General features: G+C 66.1%; 23 protein-coding genes and 1 riboswitch. Of the genes, 6 read left to right on the forward strand and 17 right to left on the reverse strand.

All coding sequences use genetic code 11. The features are described 5' to 3' along the window. Positions 1-1,137: a homoserine O-acetyltransferase MetX gene (metX, locus tag LOC59_RS10285; protein ID WP_442860585.1), complete on the reverse strand. Its 1,137-nt coding sequence runs from the start codon at positions 1,135-1,137 to the stop codon at positions 1-3. After that, positions 1,134-2,450 (reverse strand): bifunctional o-acetylhomoserine/o-acetylserine sulfhydrylase, encoded by a 1,317-nt coding sequence (locus LOC59_RS10290; protein ID WP_227894882.1) that lies wholly within the window; start codon positions 2,448-2,450, stop codon positions 1,134-1,136. Before LOC59_RS10290 ends, metX begins: the two co-directional genes overlap by 4 nt. Before the next feature lie 67 nt (positions 2,451-2,517). Then, positions 2,518-2,635: riboswitch (SAM riboswitch) on the reverse strand. Between the two features lie 146 nt (positions 2,636-2,781). Between LOC59_RS10290 and LOC59_RS10295 the strand changes: the two genes are divergently transcribed. Beyond that, a complete protein-coding gene (locus tag LOC59_RS10295; RefSeq protein WP_227894883.1) occupies positions 2,782-3,423 on the forward strand; it encodes a VOC family protein in 642 nt (213 codons plus the stop codon). A 436-nt stretch (positions 3,424-3,859) separates the two neighbouring features. Continuing rightward, positions 3,860-4,858 carry a hypothetical protein gene (locus tag LOC59_RS10300; RefSeq protein WP_229971806.1) on the forward strand — a complete coding sequence of 333 codons (999 nt, stop codon included), beginning with the start codon at positions 3,860-3,862 and terminating at the stop codon, positions 4,856-4,858. A 93-nt stretch (positions 4,859-4,951) separates the two neighbouring features. Here LOC59_RS10300 and LOC59_RS10305 read toward each other — a convergent pair whose 3' ends face one another. Together LOC59_RS10305 and LOC59_RS10310 are read right to left on the reverse strand one after the other, a co-directional pair. Then, entirely contained in the window at positions 4,952-6,793 is a 1,842-nt protein-coding gene (locus LOC59_RS10305; RefSeq protein ID WP_229971808.1) for a glycoside hydrolase family 2 protein, read from the reverse strand. Positions 6,794-6,799: 6 nt separating this feature from the next. After that, positions 6,800-7,585, reverse strand: a complete 786-nt coding sequence (locus LOC59_RS10310) for a CPBP family intramembrane glutamic endopeptidase (RefSeq protein WP_227917322.1) — start codon at positions 7,583-7,585, stop codon at positions 6,800-6,802. Positions 7,586-7,739: 154 nt separating this feature from the next. On the opposite strand from LOC59_RS10310, the gene hutH reads away from it, so the two are divergent. Together hutH and LOC59_RS10320 are read left to right on the forward strand one after the other, a co-directional pair. After that, entirely contained in the window at positions 7,740-9,287 is a 1,548-nt protein-coding gene (hutH, locus tag LOC59_RS10315; protein ID WP_227917400.1) for a histidine ammonia-lyase, read from the forward strand. A gap of 10 nt (positions 9,288-9,297) precedes the next feature. Further along, positions 9,298-9,603 (forward strand): acylphosphatase, encoded by a 306-nt coding sequence (locus LOC59_RS10320; RefSeq protein WP_227894887.1) that lies wholly within the window; start codon positions 9,298-9,300, stop codon positions 9,601-9,603. Between the two features lie 268 nt (positions 9,604-9,871). Here the strand turns inward: LOC59_RS10320 and LOC59_RS10325 are convergent, their stop codons facing one another. The 3 genes from LOC59_RS10325 to LOC59_RS10335 form a co-directional block, all read right to left on the reverse strand. Then, positions 9,872-10,558: a hypothetical protein gene (locus tag LOC59_RS10325; RefSeq protein WP_227917321.1), complete on the reverse strand. Its 687-nt coding sequence runs from the start codon at positions 10,556-10,558 to the stop codon at positions 9,872-9,874. Positions 10,559-10,709: 151 nt separating this feature from the next. Continuing rightward, complete coding sequence (locus LOC59_RS10330) at positions 10,710-11,801, reverse strand: NAD(P)/FAD-dependent oxidoreductase (RefSeq protein ID WP_229971810.1); 1,092 nt, start codon at positions 11,799-11,801, stop codon at positions 10,710-10,712. Beyond that, positions 11,794-12,594: a hypothetical protein gene (locus LOC59_RS10335; RefSeq protein WP_227917319.1), complete on the reverse strand. Its 801-nt coding sequence runs from the start codon at positions 12,592-12,594 to the stop codon at positions 11,794-11,796. Before LOC59_RS10335 ends, LOC59_RS10330 begins: the two co-directional genes overlap by 8 nt. Positions 12,595-12,740: 146 nt before the next feature. Between LOC59_RS10335 and LOC59_RS10340 the strand changes: the two genes are divergently transcribed. Beyond that, positions 12,741-12,926 (forward strand): hypothetical protein, encoded by a 186-nt coding sequence (locus tag LOC59_RS10340; RefSeq protein ID WP_229971812.1) that lies wholly within the window; start codon positions 12,741-12,743, stop codon positions 12,924-12,926. A gap of 172 nt (positions 12,927-13,098) precedes the next feature. On the opposite strand, the gene LOC59_RS10345 is transcribed toward LOC59_RS10340, so the two are convergent. The 6 genes from LOC59_RS10345 to LOC59_RS10370 all read right to left on the reverse strand — a co-directional run bounded on the left by LOC59_RS10345 (position 13,099) and on the right by LOC59_RS10370 (position 18,663). Continuing rightward, positions 13,099-13,989: an aminoglycoside phosphotransferase family protein gene (locus LOC59_RS10345; protein WP_227917317.1), complete on the reverse strand. Its 891-nt coding sequence runs from the start codon at positions 13,987-13,989 to the stop codon at positions 13,099-13,101. A 129-nt stretch (positions 13,990-14,118) separates the two neighbouring features. Further along, on the reverse strand, positions 14,119-15,636 hold the full coding sequence (gene gatB / locus LOC59_RS10350) for an Asp-tRNA(Asn)/Glu-tRNA(Gln) amidotransferase subunit GatB (RefSeq protein ID WP_227894893.1): 1,518 nt from the start codon (positions 15,634-15,636) through the stop codon (positions 14,119-14,121). Further along, positions 15,636-17,138 carry an Asp-tRNA(Asn)/Glu-tRNA(Gln) amidotransferase subunit GatA gene (gene gatA / locus LOC59_RS10355; RefSeq protein WP_227894894.1) on the reverse strand — a complete coding sequence of 501 codons (1,503 nt, stop codon included), beginning with the start codon at positions 17,136-17,138 and terminating at the stop codon, positions 15,636-15,638. The genes gatB and gatA overlap by 1 nt, the downstream gene beginning before the upstream one ends. Before the next feature lie 8 nt (positions 17,139-17,146). Continuing rightward, a complete protein-coding gene (gene gatC / locus LOC59_RS10360; RefSeq protein WP_227894895.1) occupies positions 17,147-17,443 on the reverse strand; it encodes an Asp-tRNA(Asn)/Glu-tRNA(Gln) amidotransferase subunit GatC in 297 nt (98 codons plus the stop codon). A 167-nt stretch (positions 17,444-17,610) separates the two neighbouring features. After that, positions 17,611-18,105 carry a GNAT family N-acetyltransferase gene (locus tag LOC59_RS10365; protein WP_227894896.1) on the reverse strand — a complete coding sequence of 165 codons (495 nt, stop codon included), beginning with the start codon at positions 18,103-18,105 and terminating at the stop codon, positions 17,611-17,613. A gap of 111 nt (positions 18,106-18,216) precedes the next feature. Then, positions 18,217-18,663, reverse strand: a complete 447-nt coding sequence (locus LOC59_RS10370; RefSeq protein WP_227917316.1) for a TraR/DksA family transcriptional regulator — start codon at positions 18,661-18,663, stop codon at positions 18,217-18,219. Positions 18,664-18,979: 316 nt separating this feature from the next. Here LOC59_RS10370 and LOC59_RS10375 point away from each other — a divergent pair, with 316 nt between their 5' ends. Further along, entirely contained in the window at positions 18,980-19,231 is a 252-nt protein-coding gene (locus LOC59_RS10375; protein ID WP_227894898.1) for a hypothetical protein, read from the forward strand. Here the strand turns inward: LOC59_RS10375 and LOC59_RS10380 are convergent. From LOC59_RS10380 to LOC59_RS10395, 4 genes are read right to left on the reverse strand one after another with little or no spacing between them, the layout of a single operon-like run. Next, complete coding sequence (locus LOC59_RS10380; RefSeq protein ID WP_227917315.1) at positions 19,228-19,932, reverse strand: ABC transporter ATP-binding protein; 705 nt, start codon at positions 19,930-19,932, stop codon at positions 19,228-19,230. The genes LOC59_RS10375 and LOC59_RS10380 overlap by 4 nt on opposite strands. Continuing rightward, positions 19,922-20,830, reverse strand: coding sequence for an ATP-binding cassette domain-containing protein (locus LOC59_RS10385; protein WP_229971814.1), 909 nt, complete (start codon positions 20,828-20,830; stop codon positions 19,922-19,924). The genes LOC59_RS10380 and LOC59_RS10385 overlap by 11 nt, the downstream gene beginning before the upstream one ends. Next, entirely contained in the window at positions 20,827-21,702 is an 876-nt protein-coding gene (locus tag LOC59_RS10390) for an ABC transporter permease (RefSeq protein WP_227894901.1), read from the reverse strand. Before LOC59_RS10390 ends, LOC59_RS10385 begins: the two co-directional genes overlap by 4 nt. Next, a complete protein-coding gene (locus LOC59_RS10395; protein WP_229971817.1) occupies positions 21,695-22,714 on the reverse strand; it encodes an ABC transporter permease in 1,020 nt (339 codons plus the stop codon). The genes LOC59_RS10390 and LOC59_RS10395 overlap by 8 nt, the downstream gene beginning before the upstream one ends.

Below are 22,714 nucleotides of genomic sequence, written 5' to 3' on the forward strand. Positions count from 1 at the left end.
TTAGGCGAAGAAGTCCTGCTCCAGGACGTCCTTGAGCTGCAGGATGTCAGTCAGGAACCCGTCGTGGCCTATCGGAGCACTGATAACGTGCACTCTGTTGTCTCCGGGCAGCGCTGCTGCCAGTTCATAGGACTGTTCCGGGAAGTACAGCCGGTCCGAATCCACGGCCGCCACGAGGAACTGTGCCTGAGTGGCCGCGAGTGCTTCGACGAGGCTGCCGCGGCCGCGGGCGACGTCGTGGCTCATCAGCGCCTCGGTGAGGATGACGTAGCTGTTGGCGTCGAACCGGTCAGCCAGTTTCCGGCCCTGGTGGTCCAGATAGCTCTCCACCTGGTAGCGGCCGCGGCCGGCTGGAAGCGCAGCACCCAGCGGGTCCTCTCCCGGCTGCGGCGTCCTGCCGAACCGATATTGAAGTTCAGCCTCTGACCGGTAGGTGATGTGCGCGATCCTGCGCGCCAGTCCGAGTCCGGCGAGCGGAGCGCATCCGTTGTAGTAGTCCCCGCCGTTGTAGTCCGGGTCCAGCCGGATGGCTTCGATCTGGGCCTGGGCGAAGGCAATCTGCTCCCCCGTGCTCGCCGCCGTCGCCGCTATCACCGCGCACCGTGCCACCCGGGCAGGTTCAGTCACTGCCCACTCCAGCGCGCGTGCGCCGCCCAGCGATCCGCCCAGCACAGTGTGCCAGCGGCGGATGCCCAGCTGGTCCGCCAGCCGCGCCTCGGCCCGAACCGAGTCCCGGATGGTGACGAACGGGAAACGGGATCCCCAGGGCAGTCCGTGGGGATCCGCCGACGCCGGGCCGGTGGAGCCGTAGCAGCCGCCAACCATGTTGATGGAGACCACGAAGAAACGATCGGTGTCCACGGTCCGCCCCGGCCCCACGAGGCCGTCCCACCAGCCCGGTTCCTCGGTGCTGCCCTGCGCCACGTGGGTACTGCCGGTGAGGGCATGCGGAATCAGGACGGCGTTGGAGGCGTCACCGTTCAGGCGGCCCCAGGTTTCGTAGCCCAGGACGACGTCGGGCAGGCGCCCTCCGGTCTCCAGTTCGAGTTCACCGATCGAGGCGTACTGCAGCACCCCGTCGAGAGTGTGGACGGGGTGCTGCGCTGCGGGTGGATACGTTGTCACGCTGTACTTCATGCTCCCTTGGCGGCGCGGAATCCGGCATCGAGGTCCGCGATGATGTCATCCACGTGCTCCAGCCCGACCGAGAGCCGCACCAGGCCCGGACTGACTCCCGCTGCCGCTTGGGCCTCCGCCCCCAGCTGGCTGTGGGTGGTCGACGCCGGATGGATCACCAGCGAGCGGACGTCGCCGACGTTCGCCACGTGCGAGTGCAGCTGGAGCGCATCGACGAAGCGCTTGCCCGCTTCAACGCCGCCGTCGATTTCAAAGGACACGATCGCACCGGTGCCGCGCGGCCCGTACTTGCGCCCGCGTTCGTACCACGGGCTGGACTCCAGGCCTGCGTACGCGACGGAAAGGACGTCGTCGTGCGCCTCCAGCCATTCCGCGACGGCGACTGCGTTCTCCACGTGCCGCTCCAGCCGGAGGCTGAGGGTTTCCAGGCCCTGGCCGATCAGGAAAGCGTTGAACGGAGATACTGCCGAGCCGAGGTCGCGCAGCAGCTGGACCCGTGCCTTGAGGATGAACGCCAGGTTGGCGCCAAGTGCACCGTTGACCCCGAGGTCCCGGGCATACACCAGGCCGTTGTAGCTCTCATCAGGGGTGTTAAAGCCGGGGAACTTTTCCGGATCGGCTGCAAAGTCGAAGTTGCCGGAGTCCACGATCACGCCCGCCATCGCGGTGCCGTGCCCGCCGAGATACTTGGTGGCGGAGTGCACCACGATGTCCGCTCCCCATTCGATGGGACGGATGAGATACGGGGTGGACAGGGTGTTGTCCACGATCAGGGGAATGCCCGCCTCATGCGCGACAGCGGAGAGTCCTTCCAGGTCCAGGACGTCCTGGCGCGGATTGGAGACAACTTCGCCGAAGAAGGCTTTGGTGTTGGGCTGTACGGCTTCGCGCCACTGGTCCAGGTTGTCCGGGTCGGCGACGAAGGTGACGTCGATGCCGAACTTCTTCAGCGTGTGCTTGAAGAGGTTATAGGTTCCGCCGTACAGGCTGGGGCTGGCCACAATGTGGTCCCCTGCCTGGGCCAGGTTGAGGATCGCGTAGGTTTCCGCGGCCTGCCCGGAGGCAAGCAGCAAGGCCCCAACACCTCCTTCCAGGGAGGCGATGCGGTTCTCCACTGCTTCCTGCGTGGGGTTGCCGATCCGGGTGTAGATCGGAGCCAGCTCTGCGAGCGCAAAACGGTTCGCTGCAGCTTCCGCGCTGGGGAAAACGAAGGACGTCGTTTGGTAGATGGGAAGGGCACGGGCGCCGGTGGTGGCGTCGGGCTCCTGTCCTGCATGGATCTGGCGGGTTTCGAATGACCAGTTGGCAGACATGTTGCTCCCTTAATGACCAGGGGCCCCACAGGTACCGATGCCGGAAGAACTCCGGTACCAGACGTGTGGCCCGCGCTTGCCGGACACCCTTTGTGGTGTCCAGCCAGGTCTTCACCCGGGGCACCCCACCGCGGTTGGAGGGTTGCCGGCCAGCAAGCCGGGGCTATCTGCTGGCACTCATGACCTGTACCTATAGAACCAACGGAGCCGGAGTTGCGCAACCCATATGACGCAGCGTGAATCCGGGAAAAATCCGCTGATCCAGATACCTTTTGCGGAGCTAAGGCTTGCCTTGGTCGAGACACAGGTCACAACGTGCCAAGATGTTCGCATGCGCCTGGATCATGTTTCTTATGCCTGCGAATCCGACGGCCTGCTGGCCACCACGGAACGTATTGCTTCTGCCCTTGGAACCGACTTCGTCAAGGGCGGGGTGCACCCCCGCTTTGGCACCCGGAACATGATCATTCCGCTGGCCAACCACCAGTATCTGGAAGTGGTTGAGGTCCTGAACCATCCCGCTTCCGACAAGGCACCCTTCGGCCAGGCCGTCCGTGCACGCTCCGAGGCAGGCGGCGGCTGGATGGGATGGTGCGTCGCCGTGGAGGACCTCGCACCCTTCGAAGAACGGCTCGGCCGCTCCGCCGTCCCCGGAAACCGTAAGTTCCCCGACGGCCAGGAACTGACCTGGCAGCAGATCGGCATCAACGGCCTGATCGCCGACCCGCAGGTCCCGTACATGCTCCGCTGGGATGAGGACAAGGCGGACCTGCACCCCTCCCGTGCCTTTGCCGGCACGGTCTCCCTGGAATCCCTCACCATTGCCGGCTCCGCCCAGCGCGTCACCGAGTGGCTCGGCCAGCCGGTGGAGAAGCCGCTCGACGGCCTTGACGTCACCTGGGTCTCCCCCAAGGGAACCCCCGGCATCATGTCTGTGACGTTCGGGACTGACAAGGGACTCGTCGAGATCTAGTTCTGCATTCGCACCGGTTTGCGACACATGCACCGGTTTGCGACACACGCACGTCCCCAAACCGGAGCGATCTTCACAGGTCCGGATTGGCCCCGCGGCGCCGTCTTTGGCCCCCAGGCGCTGCGGTCCCCTCCGGCGATGGAAGTACCCCTGCACATTTGGACGCCCGCCGGCTCGGGACACCCATTGGGTGGGGATGTTCCTCCGCTTCGGGACTGCCCTGCCAGTTTGGGACAATCCTGCGCGGCACCGCGGCCGGAAAGTCCCAAACCGGCAGGCCCGTCCCAGACTGCAGGGTTTTCACTGCGGCTGCACTCCAATTAAGGACTGCACCCCTGCGAAGGACAGCTCTGCACAGGGACTCCCCACCACATGGGTTTTCCACAGACAGCCTCTTCCATGACCAAACCAGGTAATGGCGGAGCACGGTTGGCACATGTCGATGAACTTCTTGTTTTCAGCAGAGGCCGACCTGGACGGACAGTGCCGCCGTTCACTCGCACGCAGGTGCACCTCCGGGGAATTGATTCGCCTGCGGCAAGGTATTTATGTCAAGGCATACGAGTGGCGGAACCTCGCTCCGTGGGAACGTGAACGCACCCGGCTAGCCGCAGCCGTTCAGGGCGGACAATCCCAGCGGGTACTCATCCAGCAGTCCGCAGCGGCCATCTGGGGAATTCCGACCATCGGCTCATCTCCGCAGATCATGTTCCTCGCGCCCGGCGATACGCACGGACGCAGCCGAGGAGACCTTCGCTGGGCTGAACGCCGGTTGCTGGAACCGGTCACGTCCGTGGACGGACTAGCCGTCACCGGCAGAGCCCAGACCGTGCTGGACATGGCCGCTAATCTGCCCTTTGAACGCTCCGTCCCCGCAATGGACCACGTCCTCCGTCCGGATGTCCGCCGTGCGCTTCCTCCGATGGCGAAGGAAGAGCTCAGGGATCTGGCGCAAGGGCTGCGGGCCCATACCAAACGCGCCCGTGCCCTGCGCGTCATCGACTTCGCTGACCCCCGCTCCGAATCTCCGGGGGAATCCTATTCCCGGGCCCTGCTGTATCGCTACGGCTTTCCGGCCCCAGACCTGCAGCACCAATTTCGCTCCACCGGTGGCCAGCTGTTGGGCCGAACGGATTTCTTCTGGGAGGAGCAGAATCTGGTTGGGGAGTTTGACGGCGCCATTAAGTACGGTTCATCGCTCAACGGCGGGGAACTTCAGGCCCAACAGGCACTCATCCGCGAGAAACGGCGAGAGGACGCTATTCGGGCTACGGGTGTCCGATTCGTGCGCTGGACGTGGGCCGAGGCCAGCAGACCATCCATGCACCCCGATGGATTGGTGGCGTTGCTGGCTCGAGCCGGACTCCCTCGCTCACGCCGAGCCGTCACGAACAGGGCGAGCACCCTGCCGCCTGCCGCGCGCAAGGCGTCCTGAGAACTTCCGTGCCGGGCCAGCAACGCCACGCACCGGAATTGAACAACGCGGAACAACCCCGGTGCAACCAACACAATCCGGATCCGGAACCGATTAGCCCGCAAAGGCACGGCAAAGCTCAGAGTTCAGTTCACGGACGACGGCCGGATCCACCTTCAGCACCCGGCGGTCGTAGGTGAGCAGGCCGTTGACCTCATCCTCGACGTCGGTGAGCTGGGTGTAGACGCTGGCAGCGAGGCCTTGGCTGACGGCGGGAAGGATCTGGGTCCGGTGCAGGTTGGAGTAGGCATGGGCGAGCTCTTCGGACGTGCGGAGGGTCTTGCCATAGCCGAAGACCTTGCTGTTCCAGGTGTGCCCGTCCAGCGGAAGGCTGAAGCCGCCGTACTCGGAAAGCACGATCGCCCTGGGGTCTCGCTGCCAGCGCTTCCGGATGTGGAACGGCACGGCATAGACGTGGAGGCTCTTGGCGTCTCCCGCACCCTGGTCGTGCCAGCCGCTGGCGTGGTCGATGCAGCGGGTAGGGTCCAGTGCGCGCAGCTCGGCGGCGATCGCAGCGGCGTCGAACTGTCCCCAGCCTTCATTGAACGGGACCCAGAGCGCGATGCTGGGCACGCTGCGAAGCAGGTCAACCGTCTCCCGCATTTCTCGCCGGAACGATTCCCGCCCCGCGGCATCACTGCGGCCGAACTTCGCATACCGCCGGTCGCTCCGGCTCCCCCGGCCGGGCAGCGGAACCCATTCCTGCGCCCTGCCGTCCCCTTCCCCGCCGTTGACCAGGTCCTGCCAGACGAGCATCCCCAGGCGGTCGCAGTGGTGGTACCAGCGCAGCGGTTCGATCTTGATGTGTTTGCGCAGCATGGTGAAGCCCAGGTCTTTGGCTGTCTGGATGTCGTGGACCATGGCCGCGTCCGACGGCGCCGTGTACAGCCCGTCGGGCCAGTACCCCTGGTCCAGCAGTCCGGCGTGGAAATACGGCCGCCCGTTGAGCAGCAGGCGCTGGTGTCCGTCCGGGCCGACTCCGCGGCCAAAGGTGCGCAGGCCGAAGTAGCTCTCGACGGCGTCGTCCCCCAGCGTCACGCCCACCGAATAAAGGAAGGGATCCTCAGGGCTCCAGGGCCTCGGCTCCGGGATCGCCAGCTGAAGCGGCTCTCCGGGAGCGGCAGACCCTCGGGCAACCTCGGTGCCTGCAGCCGTCACGGTAATTTCCGCCCTGTCCCCGGGGCCCGAACCGCCGGCCCCGGTACCGCCGCCCAGCACCGTCAGCTCCACCCCGTCCAAGGTAGCCAGCGGCGTGATGACGACGTCCTGAATCCACCGTGCCGGAACGGTTTCCAGCCAGACCGTCTGCCAGATTCCGGACTGGGCGGTGTACCAGATCCCGCCGCGCTCGAGTTTCTGCTTGCCGCGGGACGCACCGTTGGTATCCGAGGCGTCCAGCACCCGGACCACGAGTTCCTGCTCCGCCTCCCCGGGAAGGAGGCAGTCGGTGATGTCGAGGGTGAACGGCAGGTAGCCGCCGTCGTGCCCGCCGGCTTCGCGGCCGTTGACCGTCACGGTGCAGGACTGGTCTACGGCGCCGAAATGCAGCAGCACATGCTCGCCGTGCCCGGGCTGCGGCAGGGCGAAGGTGCGGCGGTACCAGAGAGCCTGGCCGGGCAGCAGTTGGCGGCCGACGCCGGAAAGCGGCGCTTCGGGCGAAAAGGGCACCAGGATTTTCCCTTCCCACGCGGCGGGTCGCCTCCCCACGCCCGGGTGCTCCCCCACACCGGGACGCGCCCCCGCACCCGACTCCTCCGGAAAACTCTTCGGCGTAAACGCGTAGTCCCAGCGGCCGTTGAGGTTTATCCAGCTGCTCCGCACCAGCTGTGGGCGGGGATACTCGGGCAGGACATTCTCAGGATCCAGGGCTTCGCCCCAGACGGTGCTCAATGCCATACGGCGCTAATCTCCAATTCCAATGGCGGAACCGAACAGGGCAAAGCCCACGAATCCGGCTATGTCGACAAGGGCGTGCGCAATCACCAGCGGCATCACGCGCTTGGTCTTGTAATAGGCGTACCCAAACAGCAGCCCCATCAGGAAGTTTCCGATTCCCGGACCAATCCCCTGGTAGAGGTGGTAGCTGGCTCGGATCAGCGCGCTGGTGAGGATCATCGCCGGAACCGACCAGCCCAGCGCCCGAAGCCTGGTGAATAAGTAACCCACCACAATGACCTCTTCCAGCACGGCGTGCCGCAGGGCGGAGAGGATCAGCACCGGCAGGGTCCACCAATAGGTATCCAGTGCCGCCGGTACCAGTGCCGTGGTGATGCCCAGTGCCCTCCCCGCGGCATAGACGCCCAACGTCCCGGCACCAATAACTGCGGCCAGCACGAAACCAAGGGCGAAGTCGCGCAGCGGCCGTGCAAAGGTAAACCCGATGCGCCTGAACGCCGAACGTCCCGGCTCGGTCAGCAGGAAAAGCACCAGGGCCACCGGCATCAGCGAAAAGAAAATGCCCAGCAGCTGGTACACCAGGTCAAACACCGGGTTGGGGGCCAGGGACTGGTTCAAGGTCGTCGTCTGCCCGGCCAAGGGTGCCTGCGTCATCTTGTCGGCCAGGCGGACGATCGCGTAAACACCTGACTGCCCCAGGGACAATCCCAGGACAATTAGTATCTCAGCGACAATCCGCCGCCGCGCCCGGGGTTCCAGGACAGGGGCCGAGACGGGAACAGGGGCGCTCATGTGCCTATTCTGCCTGATACCGGATCGCCCCGGCGGACAGAATGCTTGCGGACAGAACGGAAATGCATTTCACTGATTGAAATGTCTATGCCACACAGTGGCAATCGTCTTCCGCGAGCGGGGTTTTGTGATTATTCAGGAGAGCACGGCAGTCATGGTGGAACTCGGCACCGGTGCACTGGAACCGGCCGAAATCGTGGCGGTTGCCCGGGACGGGGCACAGGTCCAGCTCGCTCGCGAGGCAGTAAAGGCAATGGAAGCCTCACGCACGGTCATCGAGGCACTCGCAGCGGATACCCGGCCGCACTACGGTGTCTCAACGGGCTTCGGAGCCCTGGCGACCAAGCAGATCCTTCCGGAGCAGCGGACGGCACTGCAGCGTTCCCTGATCCGCAGCCACGCGGCCTCCACCGGCGCGGAAGTTGACCGCGAGGTGGTCCGCGCCCTGATGCTCAACCGGCTCTCCACCCTGGCCACCGGGCGGACCGGAGTGCGGACCGCCGTCGCCGAAGCCTATGCCGCCCTGCTGAACGCCGGTATCACCCCGGTCATCGGGGAATACGGTTCGCTGGGCTGCTCGGGAGACCTGGCGCCGTTGTCCCACTGTGCACTGGCTCTGATGGGTGAAGGCAGGGTGCGCGACGCCGCCGGAACTGCCATGGGGGCGGGCGAGGCACTGGCAGCGGCAGGGCTGGAACCACTGGAGCTTCGCGAGAAGGAAGGCCTGGCGCTCATCAACGGCACCGACGGGATGCTCGGAATGCTGACGCTGGCGATCGCCGACCTGCACCGCCTGCTGACAACGGCAGACCTGGCGGCGGCCTTGAGCGTGGAAGGCCTGTTGGGCACCGATGCCGTGTTCGCTGCCGACCTGCAGGCCCTCCGGCCCCAGCCGGGGCAGGCCGAGTCCGCCGCGAATATCCGGAATATCTTGGCGGGATCTGCCTTGATCCGGGAGCAGAAGAGCGGGGCATTCACCCGCGTCCAGGATGCCTACTCGCTTCGCTGCGCACCGCAGGTACACGGTGCCGCGCGCTCCACCCTCGCCCACGCTGAACACGTCGCCGCCTGTGAGCGTGCTTCTGCGATCGACAACCCGGTGGTAACCGTCGACGGCCGGGTTGAGTCCAATGGAAACTTCCATGGAGCCCCGGTCGGGTATGTGCTGGATTTTCTCGCGATTGCCGCCGCGGACGTGGCCTCCATGAGCGAACGGCGCACCGACCGTTTCCTGGACAGCAACCGCAGCCACGGGCTGAATGCCTTCCTCGCGGATGATCCGGGTGTCGATTCCGGCCACATGATTGCCCAGTACACCCAGGCGGGGATCGTGTCGGAGCTCAAGCGCCTCGCCGTACCGGCCTCCGTGGATTCAATTCCATCCTCGGCTATGCAGGAGGACCACGTGTCCATGGGCTGGGCGGCGGGACTAAAGCTGCGGCGTGCTTTGGACGGACTGGCGCGGGTCCTGGCCATCGAACTGCTCACCTCTGCCCGGGCATTGGACATGCGCGACGGCGGCATCGGCACCTCGAAGAGCGCTCCGGTGTCGACGGAGGTTCGCCGCACCATCCGCGAGGTGGTCCAGGCACCGGGCCCTGACCGTTACCTCGCCCCCGAGATCGAAGCAGCTTACCTGCTTGTCTCCAGCGGGAGGCTGCTGGACGCGGCGAACGGTGTGCTGGCCGAGCCGCTGAACTAGGCTTCTGGACATGGATTCGCCGAATAGCCCCGCCGGTGCCGGGGACCACGTCCGCCTCACGGCCGTTGTGCGCGGCATGGTGCAGGGAGTTGGTTTTCGCTACCGGGTCATGCGCCAGGCGCTAAAGCTCGACCTGGCCGGAACAGTCATCAACCAGGCGGACGGGTCCGTGGTGATAACCGCGGAAGGGCTGCCGTCTGCGCTGGACGGACTCATGGAATGGGTACGTTCACCCGCGGCGCCCGGTGCTGTGGAGAACGTGGACGAGCACCATTCCCCTGCCACGGGCGAGTTCAGCGGGTTCGACGCCGGTTAGGACGACGCCGGTTGAGGACCCCGTGCCCTGCGAAACAGTAGGCAGAAGCAGCAGGCGCGGGCCCTCTCGAGAAAGTTTCCGGGCATGAAAAACGCCGGCAGACTTGGGGCTGGTTGGGGGGAACAACCCTAGTCTGCCGGCGCCGGATAGTTCACTACGCTATCCATTCATCACTCGCACCCTTATGAGGTATTAACTACGTTAAGACACGGGTCTGGAAAGCTCCTGTCAGCAAGCTGGCAACTCCCTGAGAGTGCGGTTCCGGCTCTCAGGCGGCCTTCTTGAGTCCGGCTTCGCCGCCGGCAGCATTCCTCGCCGCAGCCTTTGCTGCCGTCGAGGACTTGGACTTTTTCTTGGCCGGGGCTTTTTTGTTCACCGGGGATTTCACACTGGACTGCTTGGGCTGGGGCCCGGCGTTCTTGGCACGCGGAGCTGCCCCAGCCGTACCCTGCTGTCCAGGCTTCTTCGCATTCGCGGCCGCCGGCTGAGCCTTCTTTTTGGTTTCGCCCGGCCGGCCTGCTTCGGCAGCAGCGGCAGGGGACGCGGCGGCGGCCGGGGCCCCGGCGTCCCGGGATACGGCGGCGGGCAGTACCGACGACGGAAGCCGCTGGGCACGGGACGGCGCCAGCGCATCAAGGAGTTCCTCGGTGGCTGAGCGTGTGGCGTCGAGGAAAACAGCGGCCGCGGAGTCCTCCGGCACGCTCTCGCTGCGCCGCACTGCTGAGCGCTTGAGCAGCCGGTAAAGAGCCGACGCCACCACCAGGATGGCGATTCCGGTGCCGTACATCAGGCTCAGGGACAGCGCCAGGGATGTCGTGCCGCCTGAGAAGGAGCCGTACCCTGCAATCGCCAGAATCAACCAGGCTGTACTCACCGCAGTCAGGACGGTACGGGCTTTGACGTAGAAGGGACGCTGCTGCACGCCGGCAAGCTGCGGCGGCAAGATATCTGGCACTGACGAGACCTCTCAAAACGCAATCGCAGGCAAAAAAGTGGAAGTTTGGCCGGAGCCGGCCTGCACTACAACTCTAGGGACAGCGGTGGCTGCGCTTGACCATTCACACGCCTTTTGGCCGATTCGTTACCGGCCGCAGATGAGATGTTGGTCACAGTCCCGGACGGGCCGGCGAGAGGTCCCCGGCAACGTCCACAACAAGGTCACGGCCAAGGATCTGAGCGGCCGCCATTTCGGCTATTCCGGACGAGGTTTGGAAGCCGTAGCCGCCCTGACCGGCCAGCCAGAAGAACCCCGGAACGGCGTCGTCGAACCCCACCACAGGCAGGCCATCCGGGGCTTCCGTCCGCAGTCCTGTCCACGCCCGGACGATGTTCCCGAGGCCCAGGGACGTCTCGGAATTGACCAGCTCGATGAGTGCTGCGATGTCCTGCGGCACATGCCGGGCGTCCTCCGCTGGACTGGGCACACTCTCCGCCGGAGAGATCAGCACGCCTTCCAGGTCCGGCCGGTAATAGAAGGTATCGGCTGCGCTGGCGACCATGGGTCCATTCGCCGCAGGAGGGTTGGCAGCTTCCACGATGGCCGCTGTCCGCCGCAGCGGCTGCAGCCCCCGCTCCCTGACCCCAAAGAGAGCGGCGACGGCGTCGGCCCAGGCCCCGGCGGCGTTCACGACCAGCGACGCCCGGAACACTTCTCCTCCCGCGGACACGAGCCACTGGCCTGCTGCGGTACGCTCCGCGCTGTCCACCCGCCGCCCCGTCAGCACCTTCCCGCCGGCAGCTTCAATCCGGCGCCGGTGCCAGTCGAGCAGGATATCCGTGTTGCAGGAGACCGAGGTGGTGTCCAGGCCCGCGGATTCGAAGGCACCGGACACCAGTTCCGGGGCGAGTCCCACAGCCTCGGCCACGGTGATCGGATGCATGTGGCCGCTGGCCCGGTCGCGGACGTCCTCTTCGGTGCCCACGAGCATAAAGCTGCGCGGGGCGAGGATCGGCTGCGGCAGGCTTGCTTCAAGTTCCCTGATCAGCGCAAGGGTCCGGATCGTGAGGTCCTGCACTGCCGGCGGTCCGTAGCTCGGGATCAGCTGGCGGGCGGACCGGGAGGACGTGTGGTAGGCCAGCACGCTCTCCGCTTCAAGGAGTACGACGGCGGTGTCCCGGGCAAGCTTCGAAGCCAGCGACAGGCCGGCAATGCCTCCGCCAATGACAAGGACGGGTGCGTCGGTCTGGGCGTCATTCACCGGGCACCACCGTGAGGATAGTAGCGTCGTCGGCCTTCTCACCGGTGGCGGCCTGCTGCTCGCGCAGGTCCAACAGCAGCTTCTGGGCGCCGATGGGAGTGGACGCGGCACGCAGGAATCCGCACGGCCCGTCCACCAGGCCCAGGTCGACGGCGCGCCAGGCGCCGTCGGACGCCAGCACCACGCGTTCAGGGCGCGGAAGCCGGACCAGGTGGGCGTGCTGTACTGCCTCAGGCTCGCGGCGCGCGACCCACAGCCTCCCGGGGGTGTTCCGCAGTTCGCGGTCCCGGCGCAGCAGTTCACGTGCCTGCTCCGGGTCGGCCGGATGTTCCCGGTGCACCCGCAGATCGGCCGGCTCGCTGGTTACATGGATCACGGATCCGTCCTCCAATTCCACAGCGGCATGGCAGTCGGCGAGCACCAGGACTTCCACGCCGTCGGCGGTCAGCTGCGCCAGGGCCAGCGCGGCGCTCGGGAAACGGGTCCGCTCCCCCGCTGCCCGTTCTTCCGCCACCGTATCCACCCGGCGCAGGGCCTGATCCAGGACGCTCCCGGCCTCTGAGCCTGTAGCCTCTGTGCGGCCAAGGGCTCCGCTGCTTTCAGACAGCAGCAGATCCAGCGTGCGGGCGTACCAGGAGGGATTTGAGGCACCGGGAAGGTCCAGTTCGGGCAGCAGCGAGGTGGCGCCGTCAATCACCCAGGCGCTGGCGCCGGTAAACCCGCAGGTGTCCTCGGTGACGTGCCCGTCGCCCTCAGTCTGGACGCGGACGGAGTGTCTCCAGGAGTTGGGCATAGCCCATTCTGGCACGCACCCGCGGCGCCGGCCTCGCCCGATGCACCATTCGACACTGTGCCGCGGCATCCGCAGGTGGGATACTCAGATTCATCCCGAAACCCGTCTATCCGGTCGGTAGTTCTTTTGCAAAGGAGCCGGGGGACATGGCCTCATCCAGCAACCTCTGGCTGCCAGCATTCACTGTTCTGAGCTGGACCGGGCTTTTTCTCCACAATGTCGCAGACCTTCCTGGCCAAAGCATCCTGAGTGCCGAATCCGGCCTGCCCCTTCTGCTGGCCGCGGCGCTCATCGCCCTGTGGTTCACTCCCCTGCGGGCAGCAGCGGCCTGAGGGATGCTGGTGTGGGCCGTGCTCAATACCGCCGGGGCTGTGTTCACCGTTCTGCCGCTTCCCGTGCTGCCCTTCGACCCGGCACAGACTCTCAGGCACTATGCCTTCCACTTCCTGTACCTGCTGACCCAGCTTCCGCTTCTCATCGCGTCAGCACGGTGGATAAAGCGGGCTAAAGCCAGGAGAGGTCATCGGTGAGGATCTCCATGAGAGTCTCCGAGCCCACCAGGTAGAGTCCGGGGTGGCGCTGCGCGCCTGCCAGCAGGTTCGAAGCCATGCACAGCGCCCAGCCCCGTGCCCGCAGCCAGAGATAAGGATCGGCGTCGTACCGGGCACCCAGCGCACTGCGGAAGGCACGCCGTCCGGCTGGTTCGAACACCAGCCATGCTGCGGCGAGGTCAGCGGCGGGATCCCCTGCCGTAAGGTCCCCGAAATCGATGACGGCCTGGAGCGTTCCGTTCCCGGCGATGAGGTTGGCGGGGTGCAGATCCCCATGCAGCCATACCGGGTCCGAGTTCCAGCCGGGGACCACCAGCGCCTCCGCCCAGAGTTCACCCACCCGGGCGGCGCGCGGCACCATGCCCGCATGAAGGCGTTCTTGGACAGCCGCATCGCGGGACGCCAGCGGACCGCCTACCACAGGGTTGCGCGGGTAGTCCGGCGGCGCGGGAGTGTGGAAGGCGTTGAGGAACTCTGCCAGCGGAGCGGCCAGGCCCAGGTTCCGGCCCCTGGGCTGCAGGGAGACGTCGAGCCCGTCATACCAGGCGCTGATGCTCCAGGGATATGGATAGGGTTCCTGGGGCGCCCCGCAGTACACGGGAACAGACGTGGCCGTGGGCAGCCCTGCCGTGAGCATGGGCAGCCACTGCTGTTCCTTGGCCATCAGGGCGGCAGCTTCCTCCCGCCGTGGCAGCCGGACGGCAAACTCACTGCCAAGCCGGAAGAGGTGGTTGGCCCAGCCCTCCCCCACTTCCACCAGCGGCTGGTCTGCCAGCTGCGGCTGCTGGGCCTGCAGCAGGCCGCGTACCAGCTCGGCATCCACCCTGAGCTGGGAAGTTGGCATGCCAAGCACCCTACCCCGCACGCAGGCGTTCGGGCAGGGCGCTTAATGCCGGACGGCCCCGGATCCGGCGCATCAGGTCATTTGACCGTCAGCACCGGGGCCGGGGCCGGTACGGGGATTTTGCTGCGTTTAGGCGGAGACGCCCAGGCGTTCCAGGATCAGCTCGCGGACGCGGCCGGCGTCGGCCTGTCCGCGGGTTGCCTTCATAACGCCGCCGACGATCGCGCCGACAGCCTGGACCTTGCCGCCGCGGATCTTGTCCGCAACGTCAGGTGCTGCGGCCAGGGCAGCGTCGATGGCTTCGAGCAGGGCGCCGTCGTCGGAAACCACGGCCAGGCCGCGCTTTTCGATGACTTCTTCCGGGGTGCCTTCGCCGGCGAGGACGCCGTCCAGGACCTGGCGGGCCAGCTTGTCATTGATCTTGCCGGCCTGGACCAGGCGGTCCAGCTCCACGATCAGCTCCGGAGTGACGCCGGTATCCACCGGGTCCACTTCGGCTTCCTTGGCACGGCGGGCCACTTCGCCCATCCACCATTTGCGGGCCACCTGCGCGGAGGCACCGGCGGCGATGGTCTCCTCGATGGCTTCCATGACACCGGCGTTGACGACGTCGCGGAACTCGGCATCCGAGTATCCCCAGTCGGTCTTCAGCCGCTTGCGGCGCTCGGCCGGAGGCTCGGGCAGGCGTGAACGCAGCTCCTCGATCCACTCTTCCGTGGTGACCACGGGAAGCAGATCCGGCTCCGGGAAGTACCGGTAGTCGTCGGCGTCTGACTTCGGCCGGCCCGACGTCGTGGAGCGGGTGTCCTCGTGCCAGTGGCGGGTCTCCTGGACGATCTTCTCGCCGGAGTCCAGCACGGCGGCGTGCCGCTGGATTTCGAAGCGGACGGCGCGTTCGACGGCGCGCAGCGAGTTCACGTTCTTGGTCTCCGACCGCGTGCCGAACTTCTCCTGGCCGTGCGGGCGCAGGGAGACGTTGGCATCGCAGCGGACGTTGCCGCGTTCCATCTTGGCATCGGAGACGCCGAGGTTCTTCACGATTTCGCGGATCGCTGCCACGTAGGCCTTGGCGAGCTCGGGAGCACGTGAACCGGCGCCTTCGATCGGCTTGGTGACGATTTCCACCAGCGGAACACCGGCACGGTTGTAATCCACCAGGGAGAAGTCGGCGCCCTGGATGCGGCCTGCGGAGCCGCCCATGTGGGTGAGCTTTCCGGCGTCCTCTTCCATGTGGGCGCGTTCGATCTCCACGCGGAACACGGTGCCGTCTTCCAGCTCGATGTCGAGCCATCCGTCGTACGCAATCGGATCTTCGTACTGGGAGGTCTGGAAGTTCTTCGGGGTGTCCGGGTAGAAGTACTGCTTCCGGGCGAAGGTGCAGGATTCGGCGATCTTGCAGTTCAGTGCCAGGCCGATCAGGATCGAGTACTCCACGGCGGTCTTGTTCACCACCGGAAGGACACCGGGCATGCCCAGGTCCACGGGTGTGACGTTGGTGTTCGGCTCATCGCCGAAGACGTTCGGGGCGTCGGAGAACATCTTGGTCTTGGTGTTGAGCTCCACGTGGACCTCAAAGCCGAGCACCGGATCGTACTTCTCCATGGCCTCGTCGAAGGGAAGGGTTTCTTCCTGGGTGTGCACGGACATTACTTCACTCCTCCGAGTACGGGTGCCGAGGCCAGCAGCGGGCCGCCCCACTTCTGCTCCAGCAGGCCTTCAAGTGCCGCGCCGGCACGGTAGAGGCGCACATCTTCACGGGCCGGTGCCAGGAACTGGATGCCCACCGGCAGCCCGTCGGCCAGACCGCCGGGAATGGAAATACCGGGAACGCCGGCCATGTTGGCCGGAATCGTGGCGACGTCGTTGAGGTACATCGCCAGCGGATCGTCCAGCTTTTCGCCGAGCTTGAAGGCGGTGTTCGGCGACGTCGGGGAGATCAGCACGTCGGCCTGCGCGAACGCGGCGTTGAAATCGCGCTGGATCAGCGTGCGGACCTTCTGTGCCGAGCCGTAGTACGCGTCGTAGTAGCCGGCGGACAGGGCATAGGTGCCCAGGATGATCCGGCGCTTGACCTCGTCGCCGAAGCCCGCGGCACGGGTCGCGCCCATGACGCGCTCGATGGTGAGCGGCGGATCGGAGGGCAGGCGGCGCATGCCGTACCGGACGCCGTCGTACTTCGCCAGGTTCGACGATGCCTCCGAGGGCATGATCAGGTAGTAGGCGCCCAGGGCGTACTTGAAGTTCGGGCAGGAGACCTCAACGATTTCCGCGCCGGCGTCCTTGAGCAGTTCCAGCGACTCGTCAAAGCGGGCCTGGACACCGGGCTGGTAGCCCTCGCCCTGCAGCTCCCGAATGACGCCGATGCGCATGCCGGCGACGCTGCCGTTGCGGGCTGCTTCCACCAGGTTGCCGACCGGATCGGTCAGGGAGGTGGAGTCGCGGGGGTCGTGGCCGCCGATGACTTCCTGCAGCAGGGCGGCATCAAGGACGGTCCGTGAGACCGGGCCGATCTGGTCCAGCGAGGAGGCCATGGCGATCGCGCCGTAGCGCGAGACGCCGCCGTAGGTGGGCTTCACGCCCACGGAACCGGTGACTGATGCGGGCTGGCGGATGGAACCGCCGGTGTCCGTACCGAGGGCCAGCGGCGCTTCGAAGGCAGCGACAGCAGCAGCGGAACCGCCGCCGGAACCGCCCGGAATCCGGTCCAGGTCCCACGGGTTGCGGGTCGGGCCGTAGGCGGAGTGTTCCGTGGAGGAGCCCATGGCGAACTCATCCAGGTTGGTCTTGCCGAGCATCGGCATGCGTGCAGCGCGGATCCGGGAAATCACCGTGGCGTCGTACGGGCTCATCCAGCCCTCGAGCATCTTGGATCCGGCCGTGGTGGGCTGGCCCACCGTGACGATCAGGTCCTTGATGGCGATGGGCACGCCGGCCAGGGTGTGCAGTTCTTCGCCGGCGGCACGGGCCTTGTCCACACCGGCGGCGACTTCAAGCGCCTCGTCGGTGTTGACGTGCAGGAAGGCGTTGATCTCGCCGTCCACGTCGGCGATCCGGTCCAGGTGGGCCTGGGTGACCTCGACGGCGGAGACCTCGCGTGCGGCAAGCTTCTCCGCCAGGACGGCAGCGGGAGAGGTAATCAGTTCACTCATGGAAGTCTTTACTCCTCATCCAGGATGGCAGGGACCTTGAAGCGGCCTTCGGCGTTGTCCGGGGCACCGGACAGGGCCTGCTCATTGGTCAGCGTCTGCCCCACAACATCCTCGCGGAACACGTTCGTCAGCGGGATCGGGTGGGAGGTGGCCGGGATGTCCTCGCCGGCAACTTCGCTTACGGATTTGATCGAATCCACGATGACGTCAAGCTCGCCGGCCATTTTGTCCAGCTCGTCATCGGTCATCTCAATGTGGGCCAGCCGCGCCAGATGCGCTACAGCCTCACGATTGATCTCAGACATGAGTCTCCCATGCGTCTTATGCAGTATTTTCGGCCTTACGCCGGTATCCGTACCAGTCTACGGCGTTTGTGCCTTCGGTTCGGGTGGGCCGGGGGCGCGGCGGCAGTACTGCACCGGATAAGCCGGAAAGCAGCCTGCGACGCCGGTCCTCCGGGAGCTGCGGCCCGCTAGAGTTCCAGCCGGAAGACCCAGAGGATGTAGTCCTCGCCGGGAACGGTCCAGTCGCGTTCCGGCACCCGTTTGAAACCCAGGGACAGATACATGCTGTGCGCGCTGAGCATGCTGGTCATGCTGGTCAGTGAGACGGCATGGATTCCGTCAAGGCTGCGGGCGTGCTCGACAATCGCGCTGACCAGGGCGCGGCCCACTCCCCCGCGCTGCACGGCAGGATCGACGGCCAGCATACGGAACTCCAGCTCACCTTCGACAGCGACGTCGGTGTACGGCTGGCCGGCGAAGGTGACCGCTGCGGAACCCGCGACGACCCCGTCTTTCTCGGCAACCCAGAGTTCGGCGTGCTCGTCGCGGTGTTCTACGTTTTCAAGTTCCTGGACGTAAGGATTGTCAGCCTCAATGAACCCGGCCTTGAGGTACGCGTCCCGGGTGATCCGGCGGATGTCTTCATAATCAGCCGGTGTTGCCCGCCGGACGGTGATGCTCATTGGTGTTACGAATCCTTACGTGGGGGTTGATTTCCACGGTAGATTCTATCGGCCGCAGCGGCTCATTCCTGCCGCTGGTGACGCCCGGCACAGGCGGGTGGGGTGTGCGGGTCAGCGGCGCCGGGCAGCGGCGGCACACGCCACGCAGAACCGGGCTTCGGGCCGGATTTCCAGCCGGGCTTCGGGGATCGGCTCCCCGCAGCGCTCGCAGATTCCGTAGGCGCCGTCGTCGAGCCTTACCCTCGCTTCGAGCAATTCGATCAGGGACGCTTCGAGCGCGGCCAGCATGGACACTTCGTTGGCCCGCTCCACCGAAACCGTGGTGCCTTCCGGGTCGTGTTCGTCATCCGCCGGGGTGTCCTTGGCTGCTGCAGTGACTTCACGGATATCAGCCAGGACTGTGTCGATCTTCCCCCGGGCATCGTTGATGTGCTCATCAATGATGCCGGCAAAGCGGGCACTGTCCAGGTTGCCGGGCGTTCGGGGCTTGGGTTCCTGGACACGCGTGGTGACTGCTGGTGCCAACTTGCGCGATGCCGCTGTGACTTTACGTGGCATGGTGCATCCTCCCGGGTCCATGGATCTCGCTGAGTCCCCTCAATTATCCGCGTGAGGGTACGGAATACCCGCCCCTGAGCCTGTGCTTTCCTCAGGGCGTAATACTTCAGCCCCGAACGTGTGGCAGTTGGTCCCGTGTGTGCTTCCTGGGGTGGAAGCTCAAGATTGCCTCAAGACAGGCGCAGGCAATCCACAATTCTGGTGTTCTGCGGAAAACAGGTACTCCGGAACTCTCCGTTTCCGGTTGCGGACGGGCTAGTCTCACCTCACCGTTCCTGATTGGTCTCGGAACGCAGGTCTGACACTGGGGGTAGACATGAAGCAGGAAATCCGGCTTGCACCGGGCATGATCGTCAGCTGCCAAAAGGGCATCAGCTCCGTGAAGCTCCGCGTCATGGGGGCGAGCCGCTGCGACGGCTGCAGCAAGATGGGCGTCATTGTCCAGGTCATGGAGGACGCCGTGGTGGATAACTTCCACTATTGGAAGGGCCACGTGATCGTGATGGACCGCGACAAGATTTCGGTGGACTCCAAAACCGCCGTACCGTCCTGGACCGGCGCGTACTAATCCAGTCCGGTGTGAGCCACCAGGCTCGATGCCCGGTTGCTCACACCGGGACCTGCATCGGATAGTGCTTCCATCCCGGTAACCGAGTCGCACCACGCCTCCAGGAGTGTGCGGTCATGGCTCAGGGCCAGGACTCCCATGCCGCGGGCAGCGACCTCACTGCTGATGACCCGTACAAGCGACGCGGTGGTAGCGGCGTCCAGCATGGCGGTAGCTTCGTCGCAGATCAGATACAGGGGCTCTGCAGCCAGCGCCCGCGCCAGGCATGCCCGCTGCAGCTGGCCGTCAGAGACCTCGCGGGGGAACCTGTCCAACAGGTCGGGGGTCAGCTGGACCTCCGCGGCGAGTTCCATGACGCGGAGCTCCGTGTCTCTCCTGTTTGCTCGACGCACCCCTTCGGCTATCACCTGGCGCAGCGACAGACGCGGGCTGCAGGAGGCTCGGGGCGACTGGAAGAGCATCGCGACGTCGCCTGCGCGGCCCTTGCCTGGAAGGGGCACGGGTTGGCCGTTGCATGTCACCGTTCCGGCAGCAGCCGGAATCAGACCGGCCAGCAGCCGGGCAAGCGTTGTCTTGCCCGTCCCGGAAGGACCCGTAAGGCCCAGCTGATACCCCGCGGGCACACTGATGGTGACGTTGCTCAGGACCGGAGCAGCACCATAGGAGAACCCTGCGTTCAGGGCGCGGAGTTCAGCAGGCATAGTTTCCCTCCGGCTGCTCGGCGGCCATCAGCCGGTCGGCATAGCTGTACTCCTCGGGGAGGTCCGTCAGTTCAGGGGAGGTGCCGGGCATGGCCTGAAGACCATTGGCGGGCAGGGCTGCGAGCAGGTCCCGTGTGTACGGATGAGCCGGCAGCCCCAGGACCTCGGCCGCTGGGCCGGCCTCCACAATCCGCCCGGCATACATGACCGAAACCTCGTCTGCGGTGCCGGAATCCATGAGGCGCTGCAGATCGTGCGTGATGAGGATGACGGCGGTCCCCGAGTCGGCAACGCTTCGCAGCATCCCCAGGGTCAGCCGTGCCAGGTCAGGGTCCAGCCCGGAGACCGGTTCATCAGCCAGCAGGACGTCCGGCCCGCCGGCCAGGGCGAACGCAATCGCCGCCCGCTGCAGCATTCCGCCGCTGAGCTCATGCGGAAATGCGTCCAGTGCCCCAGGCTCCAGGCTCACCTGTGCCAGCAGTTCCTGCGGGCTGGCCGCGCCGCCAAGCTCGCGGACCGTTTCCTGCAGCTGGGACCCAACGGTCCGCACCGCCGTCAGGTAGGTTGCCGGCGACTGGGGTACATAGCCGATCACCCGCCCGCGCAGCGCGGCGGCCCGGGCTGCTCCGTCCAGGCCCGCAGTCAGGGGCGTCCGGGCACCGGAGGCGTCCACATAGTCCAGCCGGCCGCCGGCCACCGTGCCCGCAGGGAGCATACCGAGGATGGCGGAGGCAAAAGTGGTCTTCCCGCAGCCGGATTCACCGACGATGGCATGCACCCGGCCCCGGTGCGCGCTGAAGGTCATGTCTGTGGCCGCGTGGACCCAGGCTGTGCCCCGCCGTCTGCGGCTGGGAATGCGTACGGTGTGCCCTTCGGCCCGGATGGCGATGCTGTTCATTGTCTTCCTTCCGTCCGGGAGAGGATTCCGTTCCCGCAGGCGGCCACGGCCAGGGTGGTAACCAGCAGGAGCAGTGCCGGGAAAACCAGCGCCCACCATCCGCCGAGCATCACCTCCGACTGCGCTTCCTTCAGGAGCGTTCCCAAGGATGCCTGGTCCGGAGACAGGCCCAGCCCCAGGAAAGAGAGTGTGGACTCGTGCCAGATGGCGTGCGGCAGGAGCATCACTGTGGCCACCACCCCCTGTGCCAGCGTTCCCGGAAGGAAATGCCGCCGCAGCACCTCTCCCCGGGTCGAGCCAAGGAGGTAGGCAGCCTCCACGTATTCGCGGCTGCGCAGGGACAGGACCTCGGCGCGGACAATCCTCGCGACCTGTGTCCAGTGCGTGAGCGCAATGGAGGCGATGATGGCTGTCACCGATCCCCGGAACATCGCAACGATCACCACCCCCAGCAGCAGGTGGGGCACAGCGTTGATGCCGTCGATGACCCGCATGACTATTCGGTCCGTCCGGCCGCCGATCGTCGCCGAGGCAGCCCCGATCAGCATCCCGAGCCCCATCGAGGCAAGCGCGCAGACAACTGCGATAAGCAGTGAGACACGCAGCCCGGAGGCAAGCCGGATAAACAGGTCACGGCCCGCGTGGTCGGTTCCGAAGAGGTGGGCGGCCGACGGCGGAAGCCGGGCGGAGCTGAAATCGGTCAGTTTTTGGTCCGTGCCGGCAAGCAGCGGAACGAAGACGGCGTAGGCCGCGATCAGCACCAGGCCGGCAACCCCGAGGATCGTGCCGGCGGCGCGGAAGCCCCGTTTCCGGACGGCGGGACCGGTGAGGCGGAGACCTGCTGCTCCGGCGGCTTCCACGGCGCTAGACATCGGCGGACACCCTCGGATCAATGCAGACATACAGCAGGTCTGCGATCAGCGAACCGGCGAGCACGGTCACCGTCGTCAGCACCGTCAAGGCCGCCAGCAGCGCAAAGTCCAGGGCCTGCGCCGAGGAAACCACCGCTGCAGCCAGTCCCGGCCAGGAAAAGACCGTCTCCACCAGCACGGCTCCCACTATGACCTCCGGAAGGCGGGAACCAAGGACGGCTATGAAGGGAACCAGGGCAGAGGGCATCACATGCTTGCGGATGACGGTCTTTTCGCTCAGTCCGCGCAGCCTGGCGCCCCGCACGGCGTCGGAAGCGAGCGCCTCGTTGGTGGAGGCCCGCAGGGAAAGCACCAGCCACGGAAGCTGTGAAAGTGCCGTAGCCGCAACGGGGAGGATCATGTGGCGCAGCACCTGCCCCGCAGTCGGCTCCGTGCCTGGATCGCTCAGTCCTCCCCCGGGCAGGAGCCCCAGGCCCAGGGCGAACACCGCGAGCAGTCCCAGTGAGATCACAAACGGCGGCAGTCCTTGCAGCAGTGTTGCCGCGGCGGCAGCAGTCCGGTCCAGGACGCCCCCGGGGCGGCGGGCGCAGCGGGAAGCGATCAACAGCGAACCCAGGGCTGCCAGGACCAGCCCCGTTCCCGCCACCAGCAGCGTCCACGGCAGCCGTTCGGCGATCACGGACGCGACCGGCTGCCGGAACACCCGGGAATAGCCCAAGTCCCCGGACAGTGCTGAGGTCAACCAGTGCCACCACGCCTGGATCCAGGAGGCGCCCAGCCCAAGGGATTCCGAGAGCACCTCGCGCTGCTCCGCGGAGGTTTGCGCGAAGCGGTCCCCCAGGTACGCGGCGAGCGGATCGAAGGGTGAGACGCTGGCGAGCAGGAACACGAGAAGGGAAACGCCCACCGCCACCGGTACGCCCAGGCCCAGACGCCGCAGGACGATCAGGCGCACCTCATGCAGCCGTCTGCGCCGCCGTACCGGCCGGGACACTGCCTCGAAGCCCGGCAC

Source organism: Arthrobacter sp. zg-Y916 (genome assembly GCF_020907385.1).
In the GTDB taxonomy this organism is placed as follows: Bacteria; Actinomycetota; Actinomycetes; order Actinomycetales; family Micrococcaceae; genus Arthrobacter_B; species Arthrobacter_B caoxuetaonis.

Excerpts from the sequence above, each read along its gene's own strand:
- metX (WP_442860585.1), bottom strand. The coding sequence starts at position 1,137 with ATGAAGTACAGCGTGACAACGTATCCACCCGCAGCGCAGCACCCCGTC.
- LOC59_RS10290 (WP_227894882.1), bottom strand. The coding sequence starts at position 2,450 with ATGTCTGCCAACTGGTCATTCGAAACCCGCCAGATCCATGCAGGACAG.
- LOC59_RS10295 (WP_227894883.1), top strand. The coding sequence starts at position 2,782 with ATGCGCCTGGATCATGTTTCTTATGCCTGCGAATCCGACGGCCTGCTG.
- LOC59_RS10300 (WP_229971806.1), top strand. The coding sequence starts at position 3,860 with ATGTCGATGAACTTCTTGTTTTCAGCAGAGGCCGACCTGGACGGACAG.
- LOC59_RS10305 (WP_229971808.1), bottom strand. The coding sequence starts at position 6,793 with ATGGCATTGAGCACCGTCTGGGGCGAAGCCCTGGATCCTGAGAATGTC.
- LOC59_RS10310 (WP_227917322.1), bottom strand. The coding sequence starts at position 7,585 with ATGAGCGCCCCTGTTCCCGTCTCGGCCCCTGTCCTGGAACCCCGGGCG.
- hutH (WP_227917400.1), top strand. The coding sequence starts at position 7,740 with ATGGTGGAACTCGGCACCGGTGCACTGGAACCGGCCGAAATCGTGGCG.
- LOC59_RS10320 (WP_227894887.1), top strand. The coding sequence starts at position 9,298 with ATGGATTCGCCGAATAGCCCCGCCGGTGCCGGGGACCACGTCCGCCTC.
- LOC59_RS10335 (WP_227917319.1), bottom strand. The coding sequence starts at position 12,594 with ATGCCCAACTCCTGGAGACACTCCGTCCGCGTCCAGACTGAGGGCGAC.
- LOC59_RS10340 (WP_229971812.1), top strand. The coding sequence starts at position 12,741 with ATGGCCTCATCCAGCAACCTCTGGCTGCCAGCATTCACTGTTCTGAGC.
- LOC59_RS10345 (WP_227917317.1), bottom strand. The coding sequence starts at position 13,989 with ATGCCAACTTCCCAGCTCAGGGTGGATGCCGAGCTGGTACGCGGCCTG.
- gatB (WP_227894893.1), bottom strand. The coding sequence starts at position 15,636 with ATGTCCGTGCACACCCAGGAAGAAACCCTTCCCTTCGACGAGGCCATG.
- gatA (WP_227894894.1), bottom strand. The coding sequence starts at position 17,138 with ATGAGTGAACTGATTACCTCTCCCGCTGCCGTCCTGGCGGAGAAGCTT.
- gatC (WP_227894895.1), bottom strand. The coding sequence starts at position 17,443 with ATGTCTGAGATCAATCGTGAGGCTGTAGCGCATCTGGCGCGGCTGGCC.
- LOC59_RS10365 (WP_227894896.1), bottom strand. The coding sequence starts at position 18,105 with ATGAGCATCACCGTCCGGCGGGCAACACCGGCTGATTATGAAGACATC.
- LOC59_RS10370 (WP_227917316.1), bottom strand. The coding sequence starts at position 18,663 with ATGCCACGTAAAGTCACAGCGGCATCGCGCAAGTTGGCACCAGCAGTC.
- LOC59_RS10375 (WP_227894898.1), top strand. The coding sequence starts at position 18,980 with ATGAAGCAGGAAATCCGGCTTGCACCGGGCATGATCGTCAGCTGCCAA.
- LOC59_RS10380 (WP_227917315.1), bottom strand. The coding sequence starts at position 19,932 with ATGCCTGCTGAACTCCGCGCCCTGAACGCAGGGTTCTCCTATGGTGCT.
- LOC59_RS10385 (WP_229971814.1), bottom strand. The coding sequence starts at position 20,830 with ATGAACAGCATCGCCATCCGGGCCGAAGGGCACACCGTACGCATTCCC.
- LOC59_RS10390 (WP_227894901.1), bottom strand. The coding sequence starts at position 21,702 with ATGTCTAGCGCCGTGGAAGCCGCCGGAGCAGCAGGTCTCCGCCTCACC.